Annotated in this window: 33 protein-coding genes; all 33 read right to left on the bottom strand. The window is 36.6% G+C overall.

Annotated elements, in window-relative coordinates; genetic code table 11:
• Positions 1-429: a hypothetical protein gene (locus NOX80_RS07295; protein ID WP_256549711.1), complete on the bottom strand. Its 429-nt coding sequence runs from the start codon at positions 427-429 to the stop codon at positions 1-3.
• A gap of 105 nt (positions 430-534) precedes the next feature.
• Positions 535-1,818 carry a citrate synthase gene (locus tag NOX80_RS07290; RefSeq protein ID WP_256552634.1) on the bottom strand — a complete coding sequence of 428 codons (1,284 nt, stop codon included), beginning with the start codon at positions 1,816-1,818 and terminating at the stop codon, positions 535-537.
• 281 nt (positions 1,819-2,099) lie between these two features.
• On the bottom strand, positions 2,100-3,392 hold the full coding sequence (eno, locus tag NOX80_RS07285; RefSeq protein WP_256552633.1) for a phosphopyruvate hydratase: 1,293 nt from the start codon (positions 3,390-3,392) through the stop codon (positions 2,100-2,102).
• Positions 3,393-3,429: 37 nt separating this feature from the next.
• Positions 3,430-4,539, bottom strand: coding sequence for a glutamine-hydrolyzing carbamoyl-phosphate synthase small subunit (carA, locus tag NOX80_RS07280; protein WP_256552632.1), 1,110 nt, complete (start codon positions 4,537-4,539; stop codon positions 3,430-3,432).
• A gap of 190 nt (positions 4,540-4,729) precedes the next feature.
• Complete coding sequence (gene rplQ, locus NOX80_RS07275) at positions 4,730-5,221, bottom strand: 50S ribosomal protein L17 (RefSeq protein ID WP_256552631.1); 492 nt, start codon at positions 5,219-5,221, stop codon at positions 4,730-4,732.
• A 39-nt stretch (positions 5,222-5,260) separates the two neighbouring features.
• Positions 5,261-6,253, bottom strand: coding sequence for a DNA-directed RNA polymerase subunit alpha (locus tag NOX80_RS07270; protein WP_256552630.1), 993 nt, complete (start codon positions 6,251-6,253; stop codon positions 5,261-5,263).
• 25 nt (positions 6,254-6,278) lie between these two features.
• Positions 6,279-6,884: a 30S ribosomal protein S4 gene (gene rpsD / locus NOX80_RS07265; RefSeq protein ID WP_256552629.1), complete on the bottom strand. Its 606-nt coding sequence runs from the start codon at positions 6,882-6,884 to the stop codon at positions 6,279-6,281.
• A gap of 87 nt (positions 6,885-6,971) precedes the next feature.
• A complete protein-coding gene (gene rpsK / locus NOX80_RS07260; RefSeq protein WP_136403065.1) occupies positions 6,972-7,355 on the bottom strand; it encodes a 30S ribosomal protein S11 in 384 nt (127 codons plus the stop codon).
• 11 nt (positions 7,356-7,366) lie between these two features.
• Positions 7,367-7,741, bottom strand: a complete 375-nt coding sequence (rpsM, locus tag NOX80_RS07255; protein ID WP_177732487.1) for a 30S ribosomal protein S13 — start codon at positions 7,739-7,741, stop codon at positions 7,367-7,369.
• A 2-nt stretch (positions 7,742-7,743) separates the two neighbouring features.
• A complete protein-coding gene (gene ykgO, locus NOX80_RS07250; protein WP_002987490.1) occupies positions 7,744-7,860 on the bottom strand; it encodes a type B 50S ribosomal protein L36 in 117 nt (38 codons plus the stop codon).
• 11 nt (positions 7,861-7,871) lie between these two features.
• A complete protein-coding gene (gene infA / locus NOX80_RS07245; RefSeq protein ID WP_026714631.1) occupies positions 7,872-8,087 on the bottom strand; it encodes a translation initiation factor IF-1 in 216 nt (71 codons plus the stop codon).
• Between the two features lie 5 nt (positions 8,088-8,092).
• Complete coding sequence (secY, locus tag NOX80_RS07240) at positions 8,093-9,439, bottom strand: preprotein translocase subunit SecY (protein WP_136403063.1); 1,347 nt, start codon at positions 9,437-9,439, stop codon at positions 8,093-8,095.
• A 13-nt stretch (positions 9,440-9,452) separates the two neighbouring features.
• Positions 9,453-9,905, bottom strand: coding sequence for a 50S ribosomal protein L15 (rplO, locus tag NOX80_RS07235; RefSeq protein ID WP_136403062.1), 453 nt, complete (start codon positions 9,903-9,905; stop codon positions 9,453-9,455).
• Between the two features lie 14 nt (positions 9,906-9,919).
• Positions 9,920-10,102, bottom strand: coding sequence for a 50S ribosomal protein L30 (gene rpmD / locus NOX80_RS07230; RefSeq protein WP_256552628.1), 183 nt, complete (start codon positions 10,100-10,102; stop codon positions 9,920-9,922).
• 12 nt (positions 10,103-10,114) lie between these two features.
• Positions 10,115-10,639, bottom strand: coding sequence for a 30S ribosomal protein S5 (rpsE, locus tag NOX80_RS07225; protein WP_136403060.1), 525 nt, complete (start codon positions 10,637-10,639; stop codon positions 10,115-10,117).
• Between the two features lie 5 nt (positions 10,640-10,644).
• On the bottom strand, positions 10,645-10,992 hold the full coding sequence (gene rplR / locus NOX80_RS07220; protein ID WP_256552627.1) for a 50S ribosomal protein L18: 348 nt from the start codon (positions 10,990-10,992) through the stop codon (positions 10,645-10,647).
• Positions 10,993-11,003: 11 nt separating this feature from the next.
• On the bottom strand, positions 11,004-11,546 hold the full coding sequence (rplF, locus tag NOX80_RS07215; RefSeq protein ID WP_256552626.1) for a 50S ribosomal protein L6: 543 nt from the start codon (positions 11,544-11,546) through the stop codon (positions 11,004-11,006).
• A gap of 15 nt (positions 11,547-11,561) precedes the next feature.
• Positions 11,562-11,960 carry a 30S ribosomal protein S8 gene (rpsH, locus tag NOX80_RS07210; RefSeq protein WP_256552625.1) on the bottom strand — a complete coding sequence of 133 codons (399 nt, stop codon included), beginning with the start codon at positions 11,958-11,960 and terminating at the stop codon, positions 11,562-11,564.
• A 76-nt stretch (positions 11,961-12,036) separates the two neighbouring features.
• Complete coding sequence (rpsN, locus tag NOX80_RS07205) at positions 12,037-12,306, bottom strand: 30S ribosomal protein S14 (RefSeq protein ID WP_256552624.1); 270 nt, start codon at positions 12,304-12,306, stop codon at positions 12,037-12,039.
• A 3-nt stretch (positions 12,307-12,309) separates the two neighbouring features.
• Positions 12,310-12,861 (bottom strand): 50S ribosomal protein L5, encoded by a 552-nt coding sequence (gene rplE / locus NOX80_RS07200; protein WP_256552623.1) that lies wholly within the window; start codon positions 12,859-12,861, stop codon positions 12,310-12,312.
• Positions 12,862-12,863: 2 nt separating this feature from the next.
• Positions 12,864-13,178, bottom strand: a complete 315-nt coding sequence (gene rplX, locus NOX80_RS07195; protein ID WP_256552622.1) for a 50S ribosomal protein L24 — start codon at positions 13,176-13,178, stop codon at positions 12,864-12,866.
• A gap of 12 nt (positions 13,179-13,190) precedes the next feature.
• A complete protein-coding gene (gene rplN, locus NOX80_RS07190; protein WP_007803649.1) occupies positions 13,191-13,559 on the bottom strand; it encodes a 50S ribosomal protein L14 in 369 nt (122 codons plus the stop codon).
• A 2-nt stretch (positions 13,560-13,561) separates the two neighbouring features.
• Positions 13,562-13,819, bottom strand: a complete 258-nt coding sequence (gene rpsQ / locus NOX80_RS07185; RefSeq protein ID WP_136403053.1) for a 30S ribosomal protein S17 — start codon at positions 13,817-13,819, stop codon at positions 13,562-13,564.
• A 17-nt stretch (positions 13,820-13,836) separates the two neighbouring features.
• The gene (rpmC, locus tag NOX80_RS07180) at positions 13,837-14,028 is read right to left on the bottom strand and encodes a 50S ribosomal protein L29 (protein ID WP_136403052.1); all 192 of its coding nucleotides are present in this window, start codon (positions 14,026-14,028) and stop codon (positions 13,837-13,839) included.
• A 12-nt stretch (positions 14,029-14,040) separates the two neighbouring features.
• A complete protein-coding gene (rplP, locus tag NOX80_RS07175; protein WP_136403051.1) occupies positions 14,041-14,460 on the bottom strand; it encodes a 50S ribosomal protein L16 in 420 nt (139 codons plus the stop codon).
• Between the two features lie 18 nt (positions 14,461-14,478).
• Positions 14,479-15,210: a 30S ribosomal protein S3 gene (rpsC, locus tag NOX80_RS07170; protein WP_256552621.1), complete on the bottom strand. Its 732-nt coding sequence runs from the start codon at positions 15,208-15,210 to the stop codon at positions 14,479-14,481.
• 5 nt (positions 15,211-15,215) lie between these two features.
• A complete protein-coding gene (gene rplV / locus NOX80_RS07165; protein ID WP_256552620.1) occupies positions 15,216-15,626 on the bottom strand; it encodes a 50S ribosomal protein L22 in 411 nt (136 codons plus the stop codon).
• Between the two features lie 9 nt (positions 15,627-15,635).
• On the bottom strand, positions 15,636-15,914 hold the full coding sequence (gene rpsS, locus NOX80_RS07160; protein ID WP_014085019.1) for a 30S ribosomal protein S19: 279 nt from the start codon (positions 15,912-15,914) through the stop codon (positions 15,636-15,638).
• Between the two features lie 10 nt (positions 15,915-15,924).
• Positions 15,925-16,749, bottom strand: coding sequence for a 50S ribosomal protein L2 (gene rplB, locus NOX80_RS07155; protein WP_177732445.1), 825 nt, complete (start codon positions 16,747-16,749; stop codon positions 15,925-15,927).
• Between the two features lie 6 nt (positions 16,750-16,755).
• Positions 16,756-17,046, bottom strand: a complete 291-nt coding sequence (gene rplW / locus NOX80_RS07150; RefSeq protein WP_136403047.1) for a 50S ribosomal protein L23 — start codon at positions 17,044-17,046, stop codon at positions 16,756-16,758.
• A gap of 7 nt (positions 17,047-17,053) precedes the next feature.
• Positions 17,054-17,683, bottom strand: a complete 630-nt coding sequence (gene rplD / locus NOX80_RS07145) for a 50S ribosomal protein L4 (RefSeq protein ID WP_256552619.1) — start codon at positions 17,681-17,683, stop codon at positions 17,054-17,056.
• Positions 17,683-18,300 (bottom strand): 50S ribosomal protein L3, encoded by a 618-nt coding sequence (gene rplC, locus NOX80_RS07140; protein WP_256552618.1) that lies wholly within the window; start codon positions 18,298-18,300, stop codon positions 17,683-17,685. Before rplC ends, rplD begins: the two co-directional genes overlap by 1 nt.
• Before the next feature lie 116 nt (positions 18,301-18,416).
• Entirely contained in the window at positions 18,417-18,722 is a 306-nt protein-coding gene (rpsJ, locus tag NOX80_RS07135; RefSeq protein ID WP_136403044.1) for a 30S ribosomal protein S10, read from the bottom strand.
• Between the last annotated feature and the right edge of the window lie 2 nt (positions 18,723-18,724).

Here is an 18,724-nt window from a genome sequence, read left to right as displayed (position 1 = left end):
TTATGTTTTCCTGCCTTTTTTGACTAAAGGATTGGATTGTCCGGGAGGTAAGTTTTTTCGAATATCGATATTGTATTCCTTTTCCGCAAGGTCTATCATCATATCAAAAATAATAGCTTTAGAATCAGAAATATGGTTTTGTTTTTCAAGCTGAGCTTTCTGCTTTTCCAAAAGTTTTACCTTGGCTTCAAGCTCCATAATTCGTTGTTCTGGTGTCTTTGGCATATTTGATGGTGTTTGGTTCTCCCAATCAAAGTTACCATATTTTCTGAGCCAATTCACAACTGTGGACCGTGCCTGGATACCATATTTCTTCTGGGCTGCATAAGTTGACAATTCTCCCGATTCAATTTCCTTTGTAATCTGAATCTTTAAACTTAAGGAGTAGTCTTTTTGGGTACGTTTAACATAAGTGGTTTGTTTTTCCATAATAACGCTTTTTTTTGTATCGTTATTTCAGGACGAGACATCCTGAATAATAAAAAAATCCCGAAAGTTCATTTCGGGATTTTTTTTTTATTGTTGACAACAATTTTATCTTTCGTTCATCGGTTTGAAAGTACGTAACGCATAACCGGTGTATACCTGACGCGGACGTCCGATCGGTTCTTTGTTAACACGCATTTCTTTCCATTGTGCAATCCATCCCGGAAGACGTCCGATTGCAAATAATACAGTGAACATATCCGTTGGAATTCCTAAAGCACGGTAAATAATCCCGGAATAGAAATCTACGTTCGGATATAAATTTCTTGATTTGAAGTACTCATCCTGTAAAGCAGATTCTTCTAATTTTTTAGCAATGTTCAGAATCGGATCATTTACACCTAAAGTAGCCAATACTTCATCAGCTGCTTTTTTGATGATTTTCGCACGCGGGTCAAAGTTTTTATAAACACGGTGTCCGAATCCCATTAAACGGAAAGGATCGTTTTTATCTTTCGCTTTAGCCAGATACTTATCAGCATCTCCACCGTCTTTCTGGATTTCTTCTAACATTTCCAATACAGCCTGATTTGCTCCTCCGTGTAATGGTCCCCATAAAGCGGAAACTCCGGCAGAAATTGAAGCAAAAAGACCGGCATGAGACGATCCTACCATTCGCACCGTTGAAGTTGAACAGTTTTGTTCGTGATCAGCATGTAAGATAAATAATTTATCCAATGCATCTACGATAACCGGATTGACTGTGTAAGGTCCTGTAGGCAATTCGAACATTAAACGAAGGAAGTTCTCCACATAACCTTTCGTATTGTCATAGTAATTTAACGGGAAACCGGAAGTTTTACGGAATGTCCAGGTTGCTAAAACAAGGAATTTACCCATTGTTTTACAAACAGCTGTATACATTTCGTCTTCGTTTTCCACATTGACTACTTTCGGATTAAAAGCTGTAAGTGCACTTGTTAATGAAGACAAAACGCCCATCGGGTGTGCCGTTTTAGGAAAACCATCAATAATGTTTTTCATTTCCTCATTAACCAATGTGTATTTACGGATATCATTCTCGAATTTCTCCAATTGCGCTGCAGTTGGCAATTCTCCGAAAATAACTAAATAAGACACTTCTAAAAAGTTTGCTTTTTCCGCAAGGTCTTCGATTGCGTATCCTCTGTAGCGAAGAATACCTTGTTCTCCATCCAGAAAAGTGATATCACTTTTACAAGATCCTGAATTTTTATACCCCGGGTCAAGCGTAATCGCGCCAGTTGCAGCACGTAATTTTTCTATATCGATAGCAACTTCGTTCTCGCTTCCTACTATTACCGGGAATTCATATTTGTTGCCATCAATTTCTAATATTGCAGTTTTTGACATGTTTGTATTAGGAATTAAATGTAAAATATTTTTGTTATCTGCGAATTTAAGCAATTCCAACCGAAATGGAAAGAAAATCACGCAAGGAAATCGTTAATTATTCCGTAAAAATCCGGTATAAAAATTACATATTTCACATTTTTTTCAAAAAGAAAAAACCGATTATTTTCCGGCATTTTCCCCGGCTTTATTTCGTTACAGAAAATTGCCGTGATATTACATAAAAAAGGCTATCCGGGTTCGGATAGCCTTTTTTTTATCAAAAATACCTGTCAGGTTTTTTATTTCACCTTAAAAGCTCTTTCCTGCGGAAAATAAGCCACTTCTACCAATTCTTCTTCAATTCTTAATAATTGATTGTATTTTGCCATACGATCGGAACGGGAAGCTGATCCTGTTTTGATCTGACCGCAGTTTAACGCTACCGCAAGATCTGCAATCGTATTGTCTTCGGTTTCTCCTGAACGGTGCGACATTACTGAAGTATATCCGGCATTATGTGCCATATTTACTGCCGCAATCGTTTCGGTTAAAGTTCCGATCTGATTTACCTTAATAAGAATTGAATTTGCGATATTTTCCTGAATTCCTTTTGACAAACGCTGAACATTCGTCACGAATAAATCATCTCCAACCAATTGTACTTTATCGCCAATTTTTTCCGTTAATAATTTCCATCCGTTCCAATCGTCTTCATACATTCCGTCTTCGATTGAAATAATCGGATATTTCGCTGCTAAATCAGCTAAATATTGCGCTTGCTCTTCAGAAGTTCTCACTTTACCTGAAGCTCCTTCAAATTTTGTATAATCGTATTTTCCGTCAATATAAAACTCAGACGCTGCACAATCCAATGCAATCATTACGTCATCACCGAATGTATATCCTGCATTTTCCACTGCTAACTTGATGGAATCCAAAGCATCTTCAGTTCCTCCGGCCAAATTAGGAGCAAAACCTCCTTCATCCCCTACTGCTGTACTTAAATTTCTATCGTGCAATACTTTTTTCAGGTTGTGAAAAATTTCAGTTCCCATTTGCATGGCATGCGTAAAGTTTTGTGCTTTTACCGGCATGATCATAAATTCCTGGAAAGCGATAGGCGCATCTGAATGCGAACCTCCGTTAATAATGTTCATCATTGGAACCGGAAGTGTATTCGCCGATACTCCACCCACATAACGATACAAAGGCATACCTAACTCATTTGCCGCAGCTTTAGCAACTGCCAACGAAACTCCTAAAATAGCATTTGCTCCTAAGTTGGATTTATTAGGTGTACCATCCAACTCGATCATCACTTTATCGATGGCATTTTGTTCAAAAACAGACATTCCTACGATTTCAGAAGCGATAATTGTGTTTACATTTTCAACCGCTTTTAAAACTCCTTTACCCATATAGGCTTTTCCTCCGTCTCTTAATTCAACTGCTTCATGTTCACCGGTTGAAGCTCCTGACGGAACTGCCGCTCTTCCCATGATACCGTTTTCTGTAAAAACATCTACTTCTACAGTTGGATTACCTCTTGAGTCTAATATTTGTCTTGCGTGAACTTTAATAATCATGCTCATAATTGATACTTTTTGATTTCCTTTATTAAAGGACAGATTAATTTTTAGCTAATTTAATATTTTCAACGAATTGGTCAAATAAATAACGGGCGTCATGCGGTCCGGGACTTGCTTCCGGGTGATACTGTACAGAAAAACAGCTTTTGTTTTTCATACGCATTCCTGCTACAGTTCCGTCATTTAAGTGTACATGTGTGATTTCAAAATCGGGATGTTTTTCCAATTCTTCACGAACAACTGCAAAACCGTGGTTTTGAGAAGTAATTTCACCTCTGTTTGTAATTACATTCATTACCGGGTGATTAATTCCTCTGTGTCCGTTAAACATTTTATAAGTTGAAATACCATTAGCTAAGGCGATGATCTGATGTCCAAGACAAATTCCAAATACCGGCACATCTGTTGCCAGAATTTGTCGTGCTACTTCCTGCACCTCTTTTAACGGATCCGGATCACCAGGTCCGTTAGATAAAAAATAACCATCCGGATTAAAAGCTGATAGCGCTTCAAAGGATGCATTATAAGGGAATACTTTTATATAACAATCTCTTTCAGCCAGACATCTCAGAATGTTTGTTTTGATTCCCAAATCCAACGCAGCAATACGATATGCTGCATTTTCATCACCAAAATAATACGGTTCCTTAGTCGACACTGTAGAAGCCAGTTCCAATCCTTTCATATCCGGAACAGCTGCCAATTGTTTTTTCAATTCTTCAATTGGTGTTCCGTCAGTACAGATCACTGCATTCATAGCTCCGTTATCACGAATATAACTTACCAAAGCACGGGTATCAACATCTGAAATTGCTACCAGATTTACTTTTTCAAAGTATTCCAAAAGGCTTTCAGAAGCATCGGGACGTGAATAATTAAAGCTAAAGTTTTTACATACCAGGCCGGCGATTTTAATTCCATCGGAGTCCACTTCATCTTCATGTACACCATAATTTCCGATATGTGCATTGGTTGCCACCATGATTTGTCCGAAATAAGACGGATCAGTAAAGATTTCCTGATATCCTGTCATTCCGGTGTTAAAACAAACCTCTCCAAAGGTAGTTCCTTCGATTCCTATGGATTTTCCATAAAAAACAGTTCCGTCACTTAGTAAAAGGATGGCTTGATTTCGATTTGAATATTTCATTTTTGTTGTGTTGTAGAATTTTGCAAATTTAATCTAATTTCTTTCTTCTGAAAACTATTCCTTAAAATCAGCCGAAGTTTTTCGGTTACAGCCGGGATAAGCTGATTGATTTCAGAAAAATGGGTAAAAAAAAAGGACAAACTTTAAAAGTTTATCCTTAATTTTTATTGAAGAATCAATTGTTTCATGATTATTCAGTAGCTTCTGTATTCTCAGTAGTTTCAGCAGCAGGGGCTTCAGCAGCAGGAGCCGCTTCCGTTTTTTTAGCTCTACCACGACGAGTAGTTGCTTTTTTAACTTCTTTTTTACCTCCGTTGTAAAGTTCGTTGAAATCTACTAATTCGATCATAGCCATATCAGCGTTATCCCCAAGACGGTTACCCAATTTGATAATACGAGTATATCCACCTGGACGATCACCAACTTTAGCAGCTACTTCTCTGAATAACTCAGTAACAGCGTATTTGTTTCTTAAGTAAGCGAAAACAATACGACGGTTGTGAGTAGTATCTTCTTTCGATTTTGTTACCAATGGTTCTACAAATTGCTTTAAAGCTTTAGCTTTAGCAACAGTAGTATTGATACGCTTGTGCTCGATAAGAGAACAAGCCATATTAGCCAACATAGATTTTCTATGTCCAGACTGTCTGCTTAAATGATTTATTTTTTTTCCGTGTCTCATTGCTATACAATTTAATCGCGCTTTTCAGGGCGGACTAGATTATTCTTTATCTAATTTATATTTAGTCAGATCCATTCCGAAAGTAAGGCCTTTAACGGCTACTAATTCGTCAAGCTCCGTTAAGGATTTCTTACCGAAGTTACGGAACTTCATCAGATCATTTTTATTAAATGATACTAAATCGCCTAGTGTATCAACTTCAGCCGCTTTTAAACAATTTAGTGCTCTAACAGAAAGATCCATATCAACAAGCTTGGTTTTAAGCAATTGTCTCATATGTAAAGACTCTTCGTCATAAGACTCTGTTTGAGCAATTTCATCAGCCTCAAGTGTAATTCTTTCATCAGAGAACAACATAAAGTGATGAATCAACGTTTTAGCTGCTTCTGTTAAGGCATCTTTAGGGTGAATAGAACCATCAGTAATGATCTCAAAAACTAATTTTTCGTAGTCAGTTTTTTGTTCAACACGGAAGTTTTCTATCGAATACTTTACATTTTTTACAGGAGTGTAAATAGAGTCTGTAAAGATAGTTCCTATAGGTGCGTTTGGTTTTTTGTTTTCTTCAGCAGGAACGTAACCGCGACCTTTTTCGATAGTTAATTCCATGTTAATGGTAATTTTGCTATCAAGGTTACAGATAACTAATTCCGGGTTAAGCACTTGGAAACCGGAGATGAATTTTTGAAAATCACCTGCAGTAAGCTGCTCTTTACCAGAAAAAGAGATAGAAACAGATTCATTATCGATATCTTCGATCTGACGTTTGAAACGAACTTGTTTCAGGTTCAGGATGATTTCTGTTACATCTTCAACCACACCTGCGATCGTAGAGAATTCGTGGTCAACACCTTCAATACGAACCGATGTGATTGCATATCCTTCCAAAGAAGAAAGCAAAACACGTCTTAATGCGTTACCAACAGTCAATCCATATCCCGGTTCTAAAGGTCTGAATTCAAATTTACCTTCAAAATCGGTTGAATCGATCATGATAACTTTATCGGGCTTTTGAAAATTAAATATTGCCATATTTATTTCGACTGATGTCTAATTATTATTTGTTGTACAACTCTACGATTAACTGTTCTTTGATGTTTTCTGGAACTTGGATTCTAGCCGGTACAGAAACGAAAGTACCTTCTTTAGTATCATTGTTCCAAGTAATCCATTCGTAAACAGTACTAGAATTAGATAACGAGCGTTCGATAGCTTCAAGAGATTTTGATTTTTCACGAACAGCAACTTTGTCACCTGGTTTTAAGTGGTAAGAAGGGATATTAACCACTTCTCCGTTAACCGTGATGTGACGGTGAGAAACGATTTGACGAGCTGCACGACGAGAAGGAGCAATACCCATTCTGTATACAACGTTATCTAATCTTGCTTCACATAATTGGATAAGAACTTCACCAGTTACTCCACGAGAAGCAGATGCTTTTTCGAATAAGTTTCTGAATTGACGCTCTAAGATTCCGTAAGTGTACTTAGCTTTTTGTTTTTCCATCAACTGGATAGCGTACTCCGATTTTTTACCTCTTTTTTTTGCTAAACCATGTTGCCCTGGAGGGTAGTTTCTTTTTTCGAAAGATTTATCATCTCCGAAGATCGCTTCACCAAATTTACGAGCGATTTTAGTTTGTGGACCAGTATATCTTGCCATTGCTAAAAATTAAAAAAAGGTAGGGATTATGAATTCAGGTCTTTCCTCCGATAATCTTGTTCCTACCTTAGGTTATACTATATAAAATTAAACTCTTCTTCTTTTTGGAGGACGACATCCGTTGTGCGGCATTGGAGTTACATCGATAATTTCAGTAACTTCAATTCCTCCGTTGTGAAGTGATCTGATGGCAGATTCTCTACCATTTCCAGGACCTTTAACGTAAACTTTTACTTTTTTAAGTCCTGCTTCCAAAGCAACTTTGCTACAATCTTCTGCTGCCATCTGAGCTGCGTAAGGAGTGTTCTTTTTAGAACCTCTGAAACCCATTTTACCAGCTGAAGACCAAGAAATAACTTCACCTTTCTTGTTTGTTAAAGAAATAATGATGTTGTTAAAAGTTGCATTAATATGAGCTTCGCCTGTTGACTCAACGATAACTTTACGTTTTTTTGTATTTGCCTTAGCCATACTACTACTTATTATTTAGTTGCTTTTTTCTTGTTAGCAACAGTTTTTCTTTTACCTTTTCTTGTTCTAGAATTGTTCTTAGTTCTTTGACCTCTTAATGGAAGTCCAGCTCTATGACGAATTCCTCTGTAGCATCCGATATCCATTAAACGTTTGATGTTTAATGAAATCTCAGAACGTAGTTCTCCTTCAATCTTGAAATAAGATACTGCTTCACGGATAGCTCCGATCTCATCATCATTCCAGTCTTGAACTTTTTTATCTTCGCTTACGTTAGCTTTTTCTAAAATCTCTTTCGCTCTGCTGTTCCCAATTCCGAAGATATAGGTTAGCGCGATGATTCCTCTTTTATTTTTAGGTATATCTACCCCTGCAATTCTTGCCATAACTATCCTTGTCTTTGTTTAAATCTAGGATTCTTTTTATTAATAACGTATAATCTTCCTTTTCTACGCACAATAATGCACTCGGCACTTCTTTTTTTAACTGATGCTCTTACTTTCATTTTAATAGCCTTTAGTATCTATAAGTAATTCTTGCTTTAGACAAATCGTAAGGGCTCATCTCTAACTTCACTTTATCACCAGGTAATAATTTGATATAATGCATACGCATTTTACCAGAGATATGAGCGATTACAACGTGTCCGTTTTCTAATTCTACACGGAACATCGCATTTGATAATGCTTCAATGATGGATCCGTCTTGTTCTATTGCTGATTGTTTTGCCATAAAAATTAAGCTACTGCTTTTCTATTTTTACCACTTTTCATCAAACCGTCATAGTGTTTATTCAATAAATAAGAATTTATTTGCTGAATAGTATCAATTGCAACTCCCACCATAATTAGTAACGATGTTCCGCCATAAAACATAGCCCACCCCTGTTGAACGCCAAGTAAACTTACCGCGATAGCTGGGAACACAGCGATCAATGCTAAGAATAACGAACCAGGGAAAGTGATTAACGACATGATTTTATCAAGATAGTCTCCGGTCTCAACTCCTGGACGAATGCCCGGGATAAAACCTCCACTACGTTTCAAATCGTCAGCCATTTTATTTGTAGGTACTGTAATTGCGGTGTAAAAGTAAGTAAAAATAATGATTAATAAAGCAAAAACTAAATTATACTGCCATCCAAAGATATTCTGGAAGCTGGTAGTAATAGTTTGAGCTGTATCTGATGTCGATAAACCAGCAACAGCAGCAGGAATAAACATAATTGCCTGAGCGAAGATAATCGGCATAACTCCGGAAGCATTAAGCTTTAACGGAATCCATTGTCTGTTACCTCCCATCATGTCCTGTTCGAAATCTCCGGCAGTTGTACGACGAGCGTACTGAACCGGAATTTTTCTAACGGCCATGGTTAATAAAATACAAGCAATAATGATCAACAACCAAATAATTACTTCTAAAACGATAAGCATAGGCCCTCCGTTATTTTCTGTTACACGGGAAGAGAATTCCTGGATGAAAGCCTGTGGCAATCGAGCAAGAATACCTACCATGATCAACAACGAAATACCGTTTCCGATACCTTTATCAGTAATTTTTTCACCTAACCACATTGCAAAAATCGTACCTGTAACTAGGATGATTACAGATGAGAATAAGAATGAGAATGAACTAAATCCTAATAAAAAGGCATCTGCAGGTAATTGTTTATACAAGTTATAAATATAACCTGGACCTTGCAATAGGGTAATACCAATAGTTAACCATCTAGTGATTTGGTTGATTTTTCTTCTACCGCTTTCACCGTCTTTTTGTAATTTCTGTAAATAAGGAATAGCGATTCCCATTAACTGAACTACGATAGACGCTGAAATATACGGCATGATACCCAATGCAAATACAGATGCCTGCGAAAACGCACCACCTGTAAATACATTGATTAACCATCCAATTCCTTGATCTGTTTGACTAGATAAACTTTGCAATTTAGTAGCATCAATACCTGGAAGGGTTACCTGAGCACCTAAACGGTAAACTAACAATAAACCAAGAGTAATTAAAATTTTATTTTTTAATTCCTCGATCTTCCAAACATTTACTAATGATTCTATAAATTTCTTCATCTGTCTATAAAGATTATAAAGTTACAGCTTCTCCTCCTGCAGCTTCAATAGCCGCTTTTGCAGTAGCAGTAAATTTGTGAGCAGTTACTTTTAGTTTTGCTTTAAGCTCTCCTCTTCCTAAAATCTTTACTAAGCTATTTTTTGTTGCTAAACGATTATCTACCAAAACAGCGAAATCAACTGTATCGGTTACAACTCCGTTATCTACTAATAACTGAAGTGTATCCAGGTTGATACCTTGATATTCAACTCTGTTTATGTTTTTAAAACCAAACTTAGGTACACGTCTCTGTAAAGGCATCTGACCTCCTTCGAAACCAATTTTCTTAGAATAACCAGAACGAGACTTAGCTCCTTTGTGTCCTCTAGCGGCTGTACCACCTTTACCAGAACCTTCTCCTCTACCTAATCTTTTATTTTGGTTGTGTACTGAACCTTCAGCTGGCTGTAAGTTACTTAAATTCATAACTGTTATTGTTATTATTTAGTTTCTTCTACAGAAACCAAGTGTTTAACTTTATTTACCATTCCAAGGATAGCAGAATTCGCATCGTGCTCAACAACTTGCCCTAGTTTACGAAGACCTAAAGCTTCAAGAGTTCTCTTTTGAATAAGAGGACAATTGATTTGACTTTTAACTTGTTTTACTAATATTTTTGCCATAATTTCCTTGAATTAACCTTTGAATACTTTTTCTAAAGAAACACCTCTTTGTTTTGCAACAGTGTGTGCACTTCTCATTTGTAATAAAGCATCAAAAGTAGCTTTAACAACATTGTGTGGGTTTGATGAACCTTGCGATTTTGACAATACATCATGGATTCCTAAAGACTCCACAACGGCTCTCACAGAACCACCGGCAATAACTCCGGTACCGTGAGAAGCAGGCATCAAGAATACGCGTGCTCCACCAAATTTACCTTTTTGCTCGTGAGGGATAGTGTGTCCAACCAAAGGAATTCTCACTAAGTTCTTTTTAGCATCTTCTACTGCTTTAGCAATAGCTTCAGACACATCCTTAGATTTTCCAAGACCATGACCTACTACACCGTTTTCGTCTCCTACTACTACAATAGCAGAAAAACCGAAAGCTCTACCACCTTTTGTAACTTTAGTAACACGATTAACACTTACCAAACGGTCTTTTAATTCAAGACCACTTGGTTTTACCAGTTCTACGTTTTTATAATTATGATACATAATTCTTAGAATTTAAGTCCAGCTTCTCTAGCGCCGTCTGCCAATGATTTAACTCTTCCGTGATATAAATAACCACCTCTGTCAAAAGAAACAATCTCTACACCTGCATTTTTAGCTTTATCGGCAATTAACTTACCTACAGCAGCTGCAATTTCGATTTTTGTTCCAGTTGCACCAGCTTCTCTTGAAGAAGCGGCAGCTAGTGTCACACCATTTACGTCATCTATGATTTGCGCATAGATTTCTTTATTCGATCTAAAAACAGAAAGTCTTGGTTTCGCAGCAGTTCCGCTTACAATCTTTCTGATTCTGAACTTGATTCTTTGTCTTCTTTCAGATTTTGTTAATGACATAGTCTTAATTTTTAAGCTGATTTACCTGCTTTTCTTCTTAATACTTCACCTACAAACTTAACTCCTTTTCCTTTGTAAGGCTCAGGCTTACGGAAAGAACGGATTTTAGCCGCTACTTGCCCTAATAGTTGTTTGTCATATGAAGATAACTTAATGATTGGGTTTTTACCTTTCTCAGAAACTGTTTCAACTTTTACTTCTGAAACAACTTCAAGAACGATGTTGTGCGAAAAACCTAAAGCGACATCCAATTTTTGACCTTGGTTAGAAGCTCTGTATCCTACTCCAACTAATTCTAATTCTTTAGTAAAACCTTCTGCTACACCAACAATCATGTTATTGATTAAAGCTCTGTATAAACCGTGTTTTGATCTGTGACCTTTATCATCAGAAGATCTTTCTACGATTACTTGTCCTTCCTCAATTTTAACAGATACATCTGAAAACTCTTGAGAAAGTTCTCCTAATTTTCCTTTTACTGTAACTACAGCATCTTTAACCTCTACAGTTACTCCAGCTGGAATTGCAATTGGACTTTTTCCTATTCTTGACATTGCTTAGTCTTTTTATTAGTATACGTAACAAATAACTTCACCACCAACATTCAATTGTTTCGCTTGTTTCCCAGTCATAAGACCTTTTGATGTAGAAACGATAGCGATACCTAAACCATTTAAGATTCTAGGTAGTTTGGCAGCACCTGCGTACTTACGTAAACCTGGTTTACTAATTCTTTGGATATCTTTAATTACAGCCTCTTTAGTTTCTTTGTCATACTTAAGAGCGATTTTGATGGTACCTTGAACAGTACTGTCATCAAACTTGTAACTTAAAATATATCCTTGATCGAATAAAATTTTTGTGATTTCTTTTTTCATGTTAGAAGCCGGGATTTCTACCACTTTGTGGTTAGCTCTTACGGCATTTCTGATTCTTGTTAAGAAATCTGCGATAGGATCTGTATACATGTTTATTAATTTGCGATTATGGTTTTCGGTAAATTTTCATTTACCGAACCTTTAATCAATTTATAATTCTTTTATATTACCAGCTAGCTTTTTTAACCCCTGGGATTAATCCGCTATTAGCCATTTCACGGAAAGTTACACGTGAAATACCGAATTGACGCATATACCCTCTTGGTCTTCCTGTTAATTTACAACGATTGTGTAAACGTACAGGTGAAGCGTTTTTTGGTAATTTTTGTAAGCCTTCATAATCTCCAGCTTCTAATAAAGCCTTTCTTTTTTCAGCATACTTGTCTACCAAAGCCTGTCTTTTCACCTCACGGGCTTTCATTGATTCTTTAGCCATAACTTAATTCTTTTTAAAAGGTAATCCTAATTGTGTTAATAATGACTTCGCTTCTTTGTCTGTCGACGCCGAAGTTACGAAAGTAATATCAAATCCGGCAATTTTGTTTACTTTATCAATATCAATTTCAGGGAAAATGATTTGTTCCAAAACACCTAAGTTGTAATTACCTCTACCATCAAATCCAGTTGCTTTGATACCACCGAAATCTCTTACACGTGGTAATGAAGACGTGATCAAACGATCAAGGAATTCATACATTCTTTCTCCACGTAAAGTTACTTTAGCACCAATTGGCATTCCTTTTCTTAATTTGAAAGAAGCAACGTCTTTCTTAGAAATAGTAGAAACCGCTTTTTGACCAGTAATTTTTGTTAACTCTTCAACTGCATGATCTACTAATTTCTTATCCGACACAGCTGCACCAACACCACGGCTAATAACGATTTTTTCAAGTTTAGGAACCATCATAACGTTTTTGTAACCGTACTCTTCTGTAAGAGCAGCAATTACTCTGCTCTTATATTCTTCTTTTAGTCTAGGTATATAAGCCATCACTATAATACTTGATTAGATTTTTTAGAAATTCTCACTTTCTTATCTCCTTCAACTTTCACCCCAACTTTAGTCGCAGACTTAGTTTTAGGATCGATTAAAGCGATGTTAGAGATATGAATTGGAGCTTCTTTTTTAACGATACCACCCTGAGGGTTTTTAGCGCTTGGTTTAGTATGCTTAGATACTAAGTTAACACCTTCTACTACCGCTTTGTTTTTCTCGCGAAGTACACGTAAAACTTTGCCTTCAGCACCTTTATGGTCACCGGCGATTACTTTTACGATATCTCCTGATTTTATTTTTAGCTTCATCATCTTTACAACGAATTAAAGCACTTCTGGTGCTAATGATACAATTTTCATGAATTGTTTTTCACGAAGTTCTCTGGCTACCGGACCAAAAACACGAGTACCTCTCATTTCACCAGCAGCATTTAACAATACGCAAGCGTTATCGTCAAATCTGATGTATGAACCATCGGCTCTTCTCACTTCTTTTTTGGTACGTACAACAACTGCAGTAGAAACAGCACCTTTTTTAACGTTTCCGTTAGGTGTTGCGTCTTTAATAGACACTACAATTTTATCTCCAACAGAGGCATAACGACGTTTCGTTCCTCCTAAAACACGGATAGTTAAAACTTCTTTAGCTCCCGTGTTATCTGCTACTTTTAATCTAGATTCCTGTTGTACCATAATTATTTCGCTCTTTCAATGATTTCAACTAATCTCCAACATTTAGATTTACTTAACGGACGAGTCTCCATGATTCGTACAGTATCTCCGATGTTGCAATCGTTTGTTTCGTCGTGTGCAACGTATTTTTTCGTTTTTAACACGAACTTACCATATAATGGGTGTTTTACTTTTCTTGTTTCAGAAACAACAATAGATTTTTCCATTTTGTTACTAGTAACAACACCAATTCTTTCTTTTCTTAAATTTCTTTTTTCCATCTTTCAGCAGAATACAATTATTGTAACTCTCTTTTGCTTAACTCAGTAGCTACTCTTGCAATTGATCTTCTTACAGTTCTTAACTGTAATGGGTTTTCAATTGGAGAAATAGCGTGAGCTGTTTTTAGGTCGGCATATGTCTTCTTTAACTGACTAAGTTGTCCTTGTAACTCAGCTGCAGATAGATTTTTAATTTCTGATTGTTTCATAATAAAAATTGATTATGCTTCGAAATCTCTAGCAACGATAAACTTAGTTTTAACAGGAAGTTTTTGTGCAGCAAGACGTAAAGCCTCTTTTGCTACAGATAGAGGCACTCCTCCAACTTCAAACATAATTCTTCCAGGTTTAACAACTGCAGCCCAATATTCAACTGCACCTTTACCTTTACCCATACGTACTTCAAGAGGTTTCTTGGTGATAGGTTTGTCTGGGAAAATTTTAATCCATAACTGACCTTCTCTTTTCATATAACGAGTTGCAGCGATACGTGCAGCTTCGATTTGACGAGAAGTGATGAAAGTTGAATCTAAAGATTTGATACCAAACATTCCATTAGAAAGTTCATGTCCTCTTTGAGAAATGCCTTTCATTTTACCTTTCTGTACCTTACGGTATTTTGTTCTTTTAGGCTGTAACATTTTTCTTTAGTTTAAAAATTACTTTCTTTTGCGTTGGTTTGGTCTACCATTTCCTTTTGCAGGAGAAGATCCTGTAGATTTAGACTGTTTTTTGTCCATACCTACTAACGGAGAAAGATCTCTCTTACCGTAAACTTCACCTTTCATGATCCACACTTTGATACCCATTCTACCGTAAGTAGTATGCGCTTCAGCAAGTGAGTAATCGATGTCAGCTCTGAAAGTTGATAGAGGAATACGTCCTTCTTTGAACATTTCCGAACGTGCCATTTCAGCTCCGTTCAAACGACCAGAAATCATTACTTTCACACCTTCTGCATTCATACGCATTGCAGCTGCGATAGCCATTTTGATTGCACGTCTGTACGAAATACGACTTTCGATCTGACGAGCGATACTTGTACCTACTAAGTAAGCATCAAGTTCCGGTCTTTTAATTTCAAAGATGTTAATTTGAACCTCTTTGTCAGTAATTTTCTTAAGTTCTTCTTTTAACTTGTCTACCTCTTGTCCACCTTTCCCGATAATGATACCAGGACGAGCAGTAGTGATAGTAACGGTTACAAGTTTCAAAGTTCTCTCGATGATTACTTTTGATACACTAGCTTTTGATAAACGAGCATGTATATACTTTCTGATTTTGTGGTCTTCGGCAAGTTTATCACCGTAGTCATTTCCACCATACCAGTTAGAATCCCATCCTCTGATGATACCAAGGCGATTTCCGATTGGATTTGTCTTTTGTCCCATCTTTATTAATTGCTTTGTGTGTTATTAATATCTCCTAACACGATTGTTACGTGATTAGAACGTTTTCTGATTCTGTGCGCGCGACCTTGTGGAGCCGGACGAAGTCTTTTCAACATCATACCGCCGTCAACACGGATCTCTTTTACGAATAAGCCTGCTTCTTCCATATTAGCGTCTGCGTTTTTAGCTTGCCAGTTAGCGATAGCTGATAACAACAGTTTCTCTAATTTACGAGAAGCTTCTTTTGAACTAAATCTTAATATATTAAGAGCTTTTTCTACCTTCTGACCTCTAACTAAATCTGCCACTAAGCGCATTTTTCTAGGTGAAGTAGGGCAGTTATTCAGCTTAGCAAATGCGATTTGCTTATTAGCTTCTTTAATCTGCTCGGCTCTTTCTCTTTTACGAACTCCCATAGCTTCTTATTATTTTTTACCTTTATTTTTAGCTCCAGCATGACCTCTAAAAGATCTTGTTGGCGAAAACTCTCCTAATTTATGACCTACCATGTTTTCTGTTACGTAAACAGGTACAAATTGACGACCGTTGTGAACTGCGATAGTTTGCCCAACAAAATCCGGAGTAATCATTGAAGCTCTAGACCAAGTCTTAACAACTCCTTTGTTTCCTTTCTCGATATTTTCCTGAACTTTTTTATCTAATTTATAGTGTACAAAAGGTCCTTTTTTTAATGAACGTGCCATGTCTTACTTATTATTTCTTTCTACGTTCTACGATATACTTATTACTCGGATTAACTTTAGAACGAGTTCTATAACCTTTAGCAGGTAAACCTTTTCTTGAACGTGGATGTCCTCCAGAAGAACGTCCTTCTCCACCACCCATTGGGTGATCTACTGGGTTCATAGCTACCGGTCTTGTTCTCGGTCTTCTTCCTAACCATCTAGATCTACCTGCTTTACCAGATACAACTAACTGATGATCTGAGTTAGATACTGCTCCAATTGTTGCAGAACAAGTTAACAAGATTAATCTTGTCTCACCTGAAGGCATTTTAATTGTAGCATATTTACCGTCTCTCGCCATTAACTGAGCAAAAGTACCAGCTGAACGAGCGATAACCGCACCTTGTCCTGGTCTTAACTCAATACAAGAAATAACAGTTCCTAGAGGAATTTTACTTAAAGGTAAAGTATTACCAATTTCTGGAGCCGCTTCAGGACCAGAAACTACAGTTTGTCCTACTTGTAAACCATTTTGAGCGATGATATACGTTTTAGCACCATCTGCATAGTACAATAACGAAATAAACGCTGAACGATTCGGATCGTACTCAATTGTTTTCACTGTAGCAGGAATCCCTACTTTAGTTCTTTTGAAATCAACAATACGATATTTTTGTTTGTGACCACCACCTGTGTAGCGCATGGTCATCTTTCCTTGACTATTTCTACCTCCAGAGTTTTTTTTCGGTGCGATCAAAGAACGCTCCGGCTTATCAGTTGTAATAGTGTCAAAGCTATTTACAACTCTAAAACGCTGACCCGGGGTAATAGGTTTTAATTTTCTAACTGACATTTTCTATTAGATATTATTATAAAAATCTATTGTTTCTCCTTCTTGTACTTGAACAACTGCTTTTTTGTAAGCATTAGTCTTTCCACTGATCAAACCACTCTTAGTGTATTTAACCGTTCTATCAGCTCTGTAATTCATTGTGTTTACAGCAACCACATTCACACCATAAGCAGCTTCAACAGCATTTTTGATTTGAATTTTGTTCGCTTTTTTATCAACAACGAAACCAAAGCGGTTGAAAACTTCTCCGTCTTTGGTAATTTTTTCAGTAATGATAGGTTTAATTATGATACTCATAGCCCTATTATTTGCTTAAATTTTCTTCAATTCCTCCTAAAGAACTCTCCAAAAGCACTAAACTATTTGCATTTAAAATAGCATAAGTACTTAATTCTGAAGTAGTTACAACACTAGAAGCCTTTAAATTGCGTGACGACAAATATACATTTTTATTTGATTCACCCAACACAAATAAAGATTTTTTATTCTCTAACCCTAAAGCTTTCAATACGTTAATGAAATTTTTAGTGTTTGGTGCTTCAAAAGTAAAGTCTTCAAGAACTACTAAATTTGACTCTTTTGCTTTAATTGAGAAAGCTGATTTTCTAGCTAATCTCTTTAAAGTTTTGTTCAATTTAAAAGAGTAGCTTCTTTGTCTAGGACCGAAAACTGTACCTCCACCTTTGAACAAAGGAGACTTAACACTTCCTGCACGAGCAGTACCTGTCCCTTTTTGTTTTTTAACCTTACGAGTACTTCCAGTCACTTCAGCTCTTTCTTTAGCTTTATGAGTACCTTGTCTTTGATTTGCTAAATATTGTTTAACATCAAGATATACCGCATGGTTATTAGGCTCAATTGCGAATACAGAGTCAGCAAGTTGCACTTTACGACCTGTATCTTTTCCGTTGATATCTAATACTTTTACTTCCATTACTTTTGAATGATTACGTAAGAGTTTTTGTGTCCAGGAATAGCTCCTTTAACTAAAAGCAAGTTCTTTTCAGCAACTACTTTTAAAACTCTAAGGTTTTGAACTGTTACATTTTCTCCTCCTGTTCTTCCAGCCATACGCATTCCTTTGAATACTCTAGATGGATAAGATGATGCTCCAACAGAACCTGGTGCTCTCAAACGGTTGTGCTGACCATGTGTAGCCTGTCCAACACCACCAAAACCGTGACGTTTAACAACCCCTTGGAAACCTTTACCTTTTGAAACGCCTACCACGTCCACAAACTCACCTTCACCAAACAAATCTACAGTGATCACATCACCTAATTTGTGTTCCGTTACAAAATCCTGGAATTCAACGACTTTCTTTTTCGCAACAGTTCCCGCTTTTTTAAAGTGACCTAACTCAGCTTTAGTAGCGTGTTTTTCTGTTTTGTCATCGAAACCAAGTTGTAACGCTTCATACCCGTCAACCTCTTTGGTTCTGACTTGGGTAACAACGCATGGACCAGCTTCGATTACAGTACAAGGAATATTTTTCCCGTTCTCGTCGAAAATACTAGTCATGCCGATTTTTCTACCAATTAACCCAGACATATAAAACTAATTATTAATTACTTATTTAAAATATTTCTTTTTTGAGTGCGCAAAAGTAAGCATTAAGTTTTAAATAAAAAAACTTAATGCTTAAATACTTTAGAATGCGAATTTTATCACACTTTGATCTCTACTTCTACTCCGCTTGGTAACTCTAATTTCATTAGAGCATCAATTGTTTTAGAAGACGAAGAATAGATATCTAATAATCTTTTGTATGAACTAACTTCGAATTGCTCTCTTGATTTTTTGTTTACGTGTGGAGAACGTAATACAGTGAAAATCTTTTTGTGCGTAGGCAACGGAATTGGACCAGTTACCACAGCTCCTGTACTTTTTACAGTTTTTACGATTTTCTCAGCAGATTTATCTACCAAGTTGTGATCGTAAGACTTTAATTTTATTCTGATTTTTTGACTCATTT

This window comes from Flavobacterium cerinum (assembly GCF_024496085.1).
Classification (GTDB): Bacteria; Bacteroidota; Bacteroidia; order Flavobacteriales; family Flavobacteriaceae; genus Flavobacterium; species Flavobacterium cerinum_A.
The sequence above is the reverse complement of the archived record's forward strand: the minus strand, read 5'-3'. Positions and strand labels throughout refer to the sequence as shown.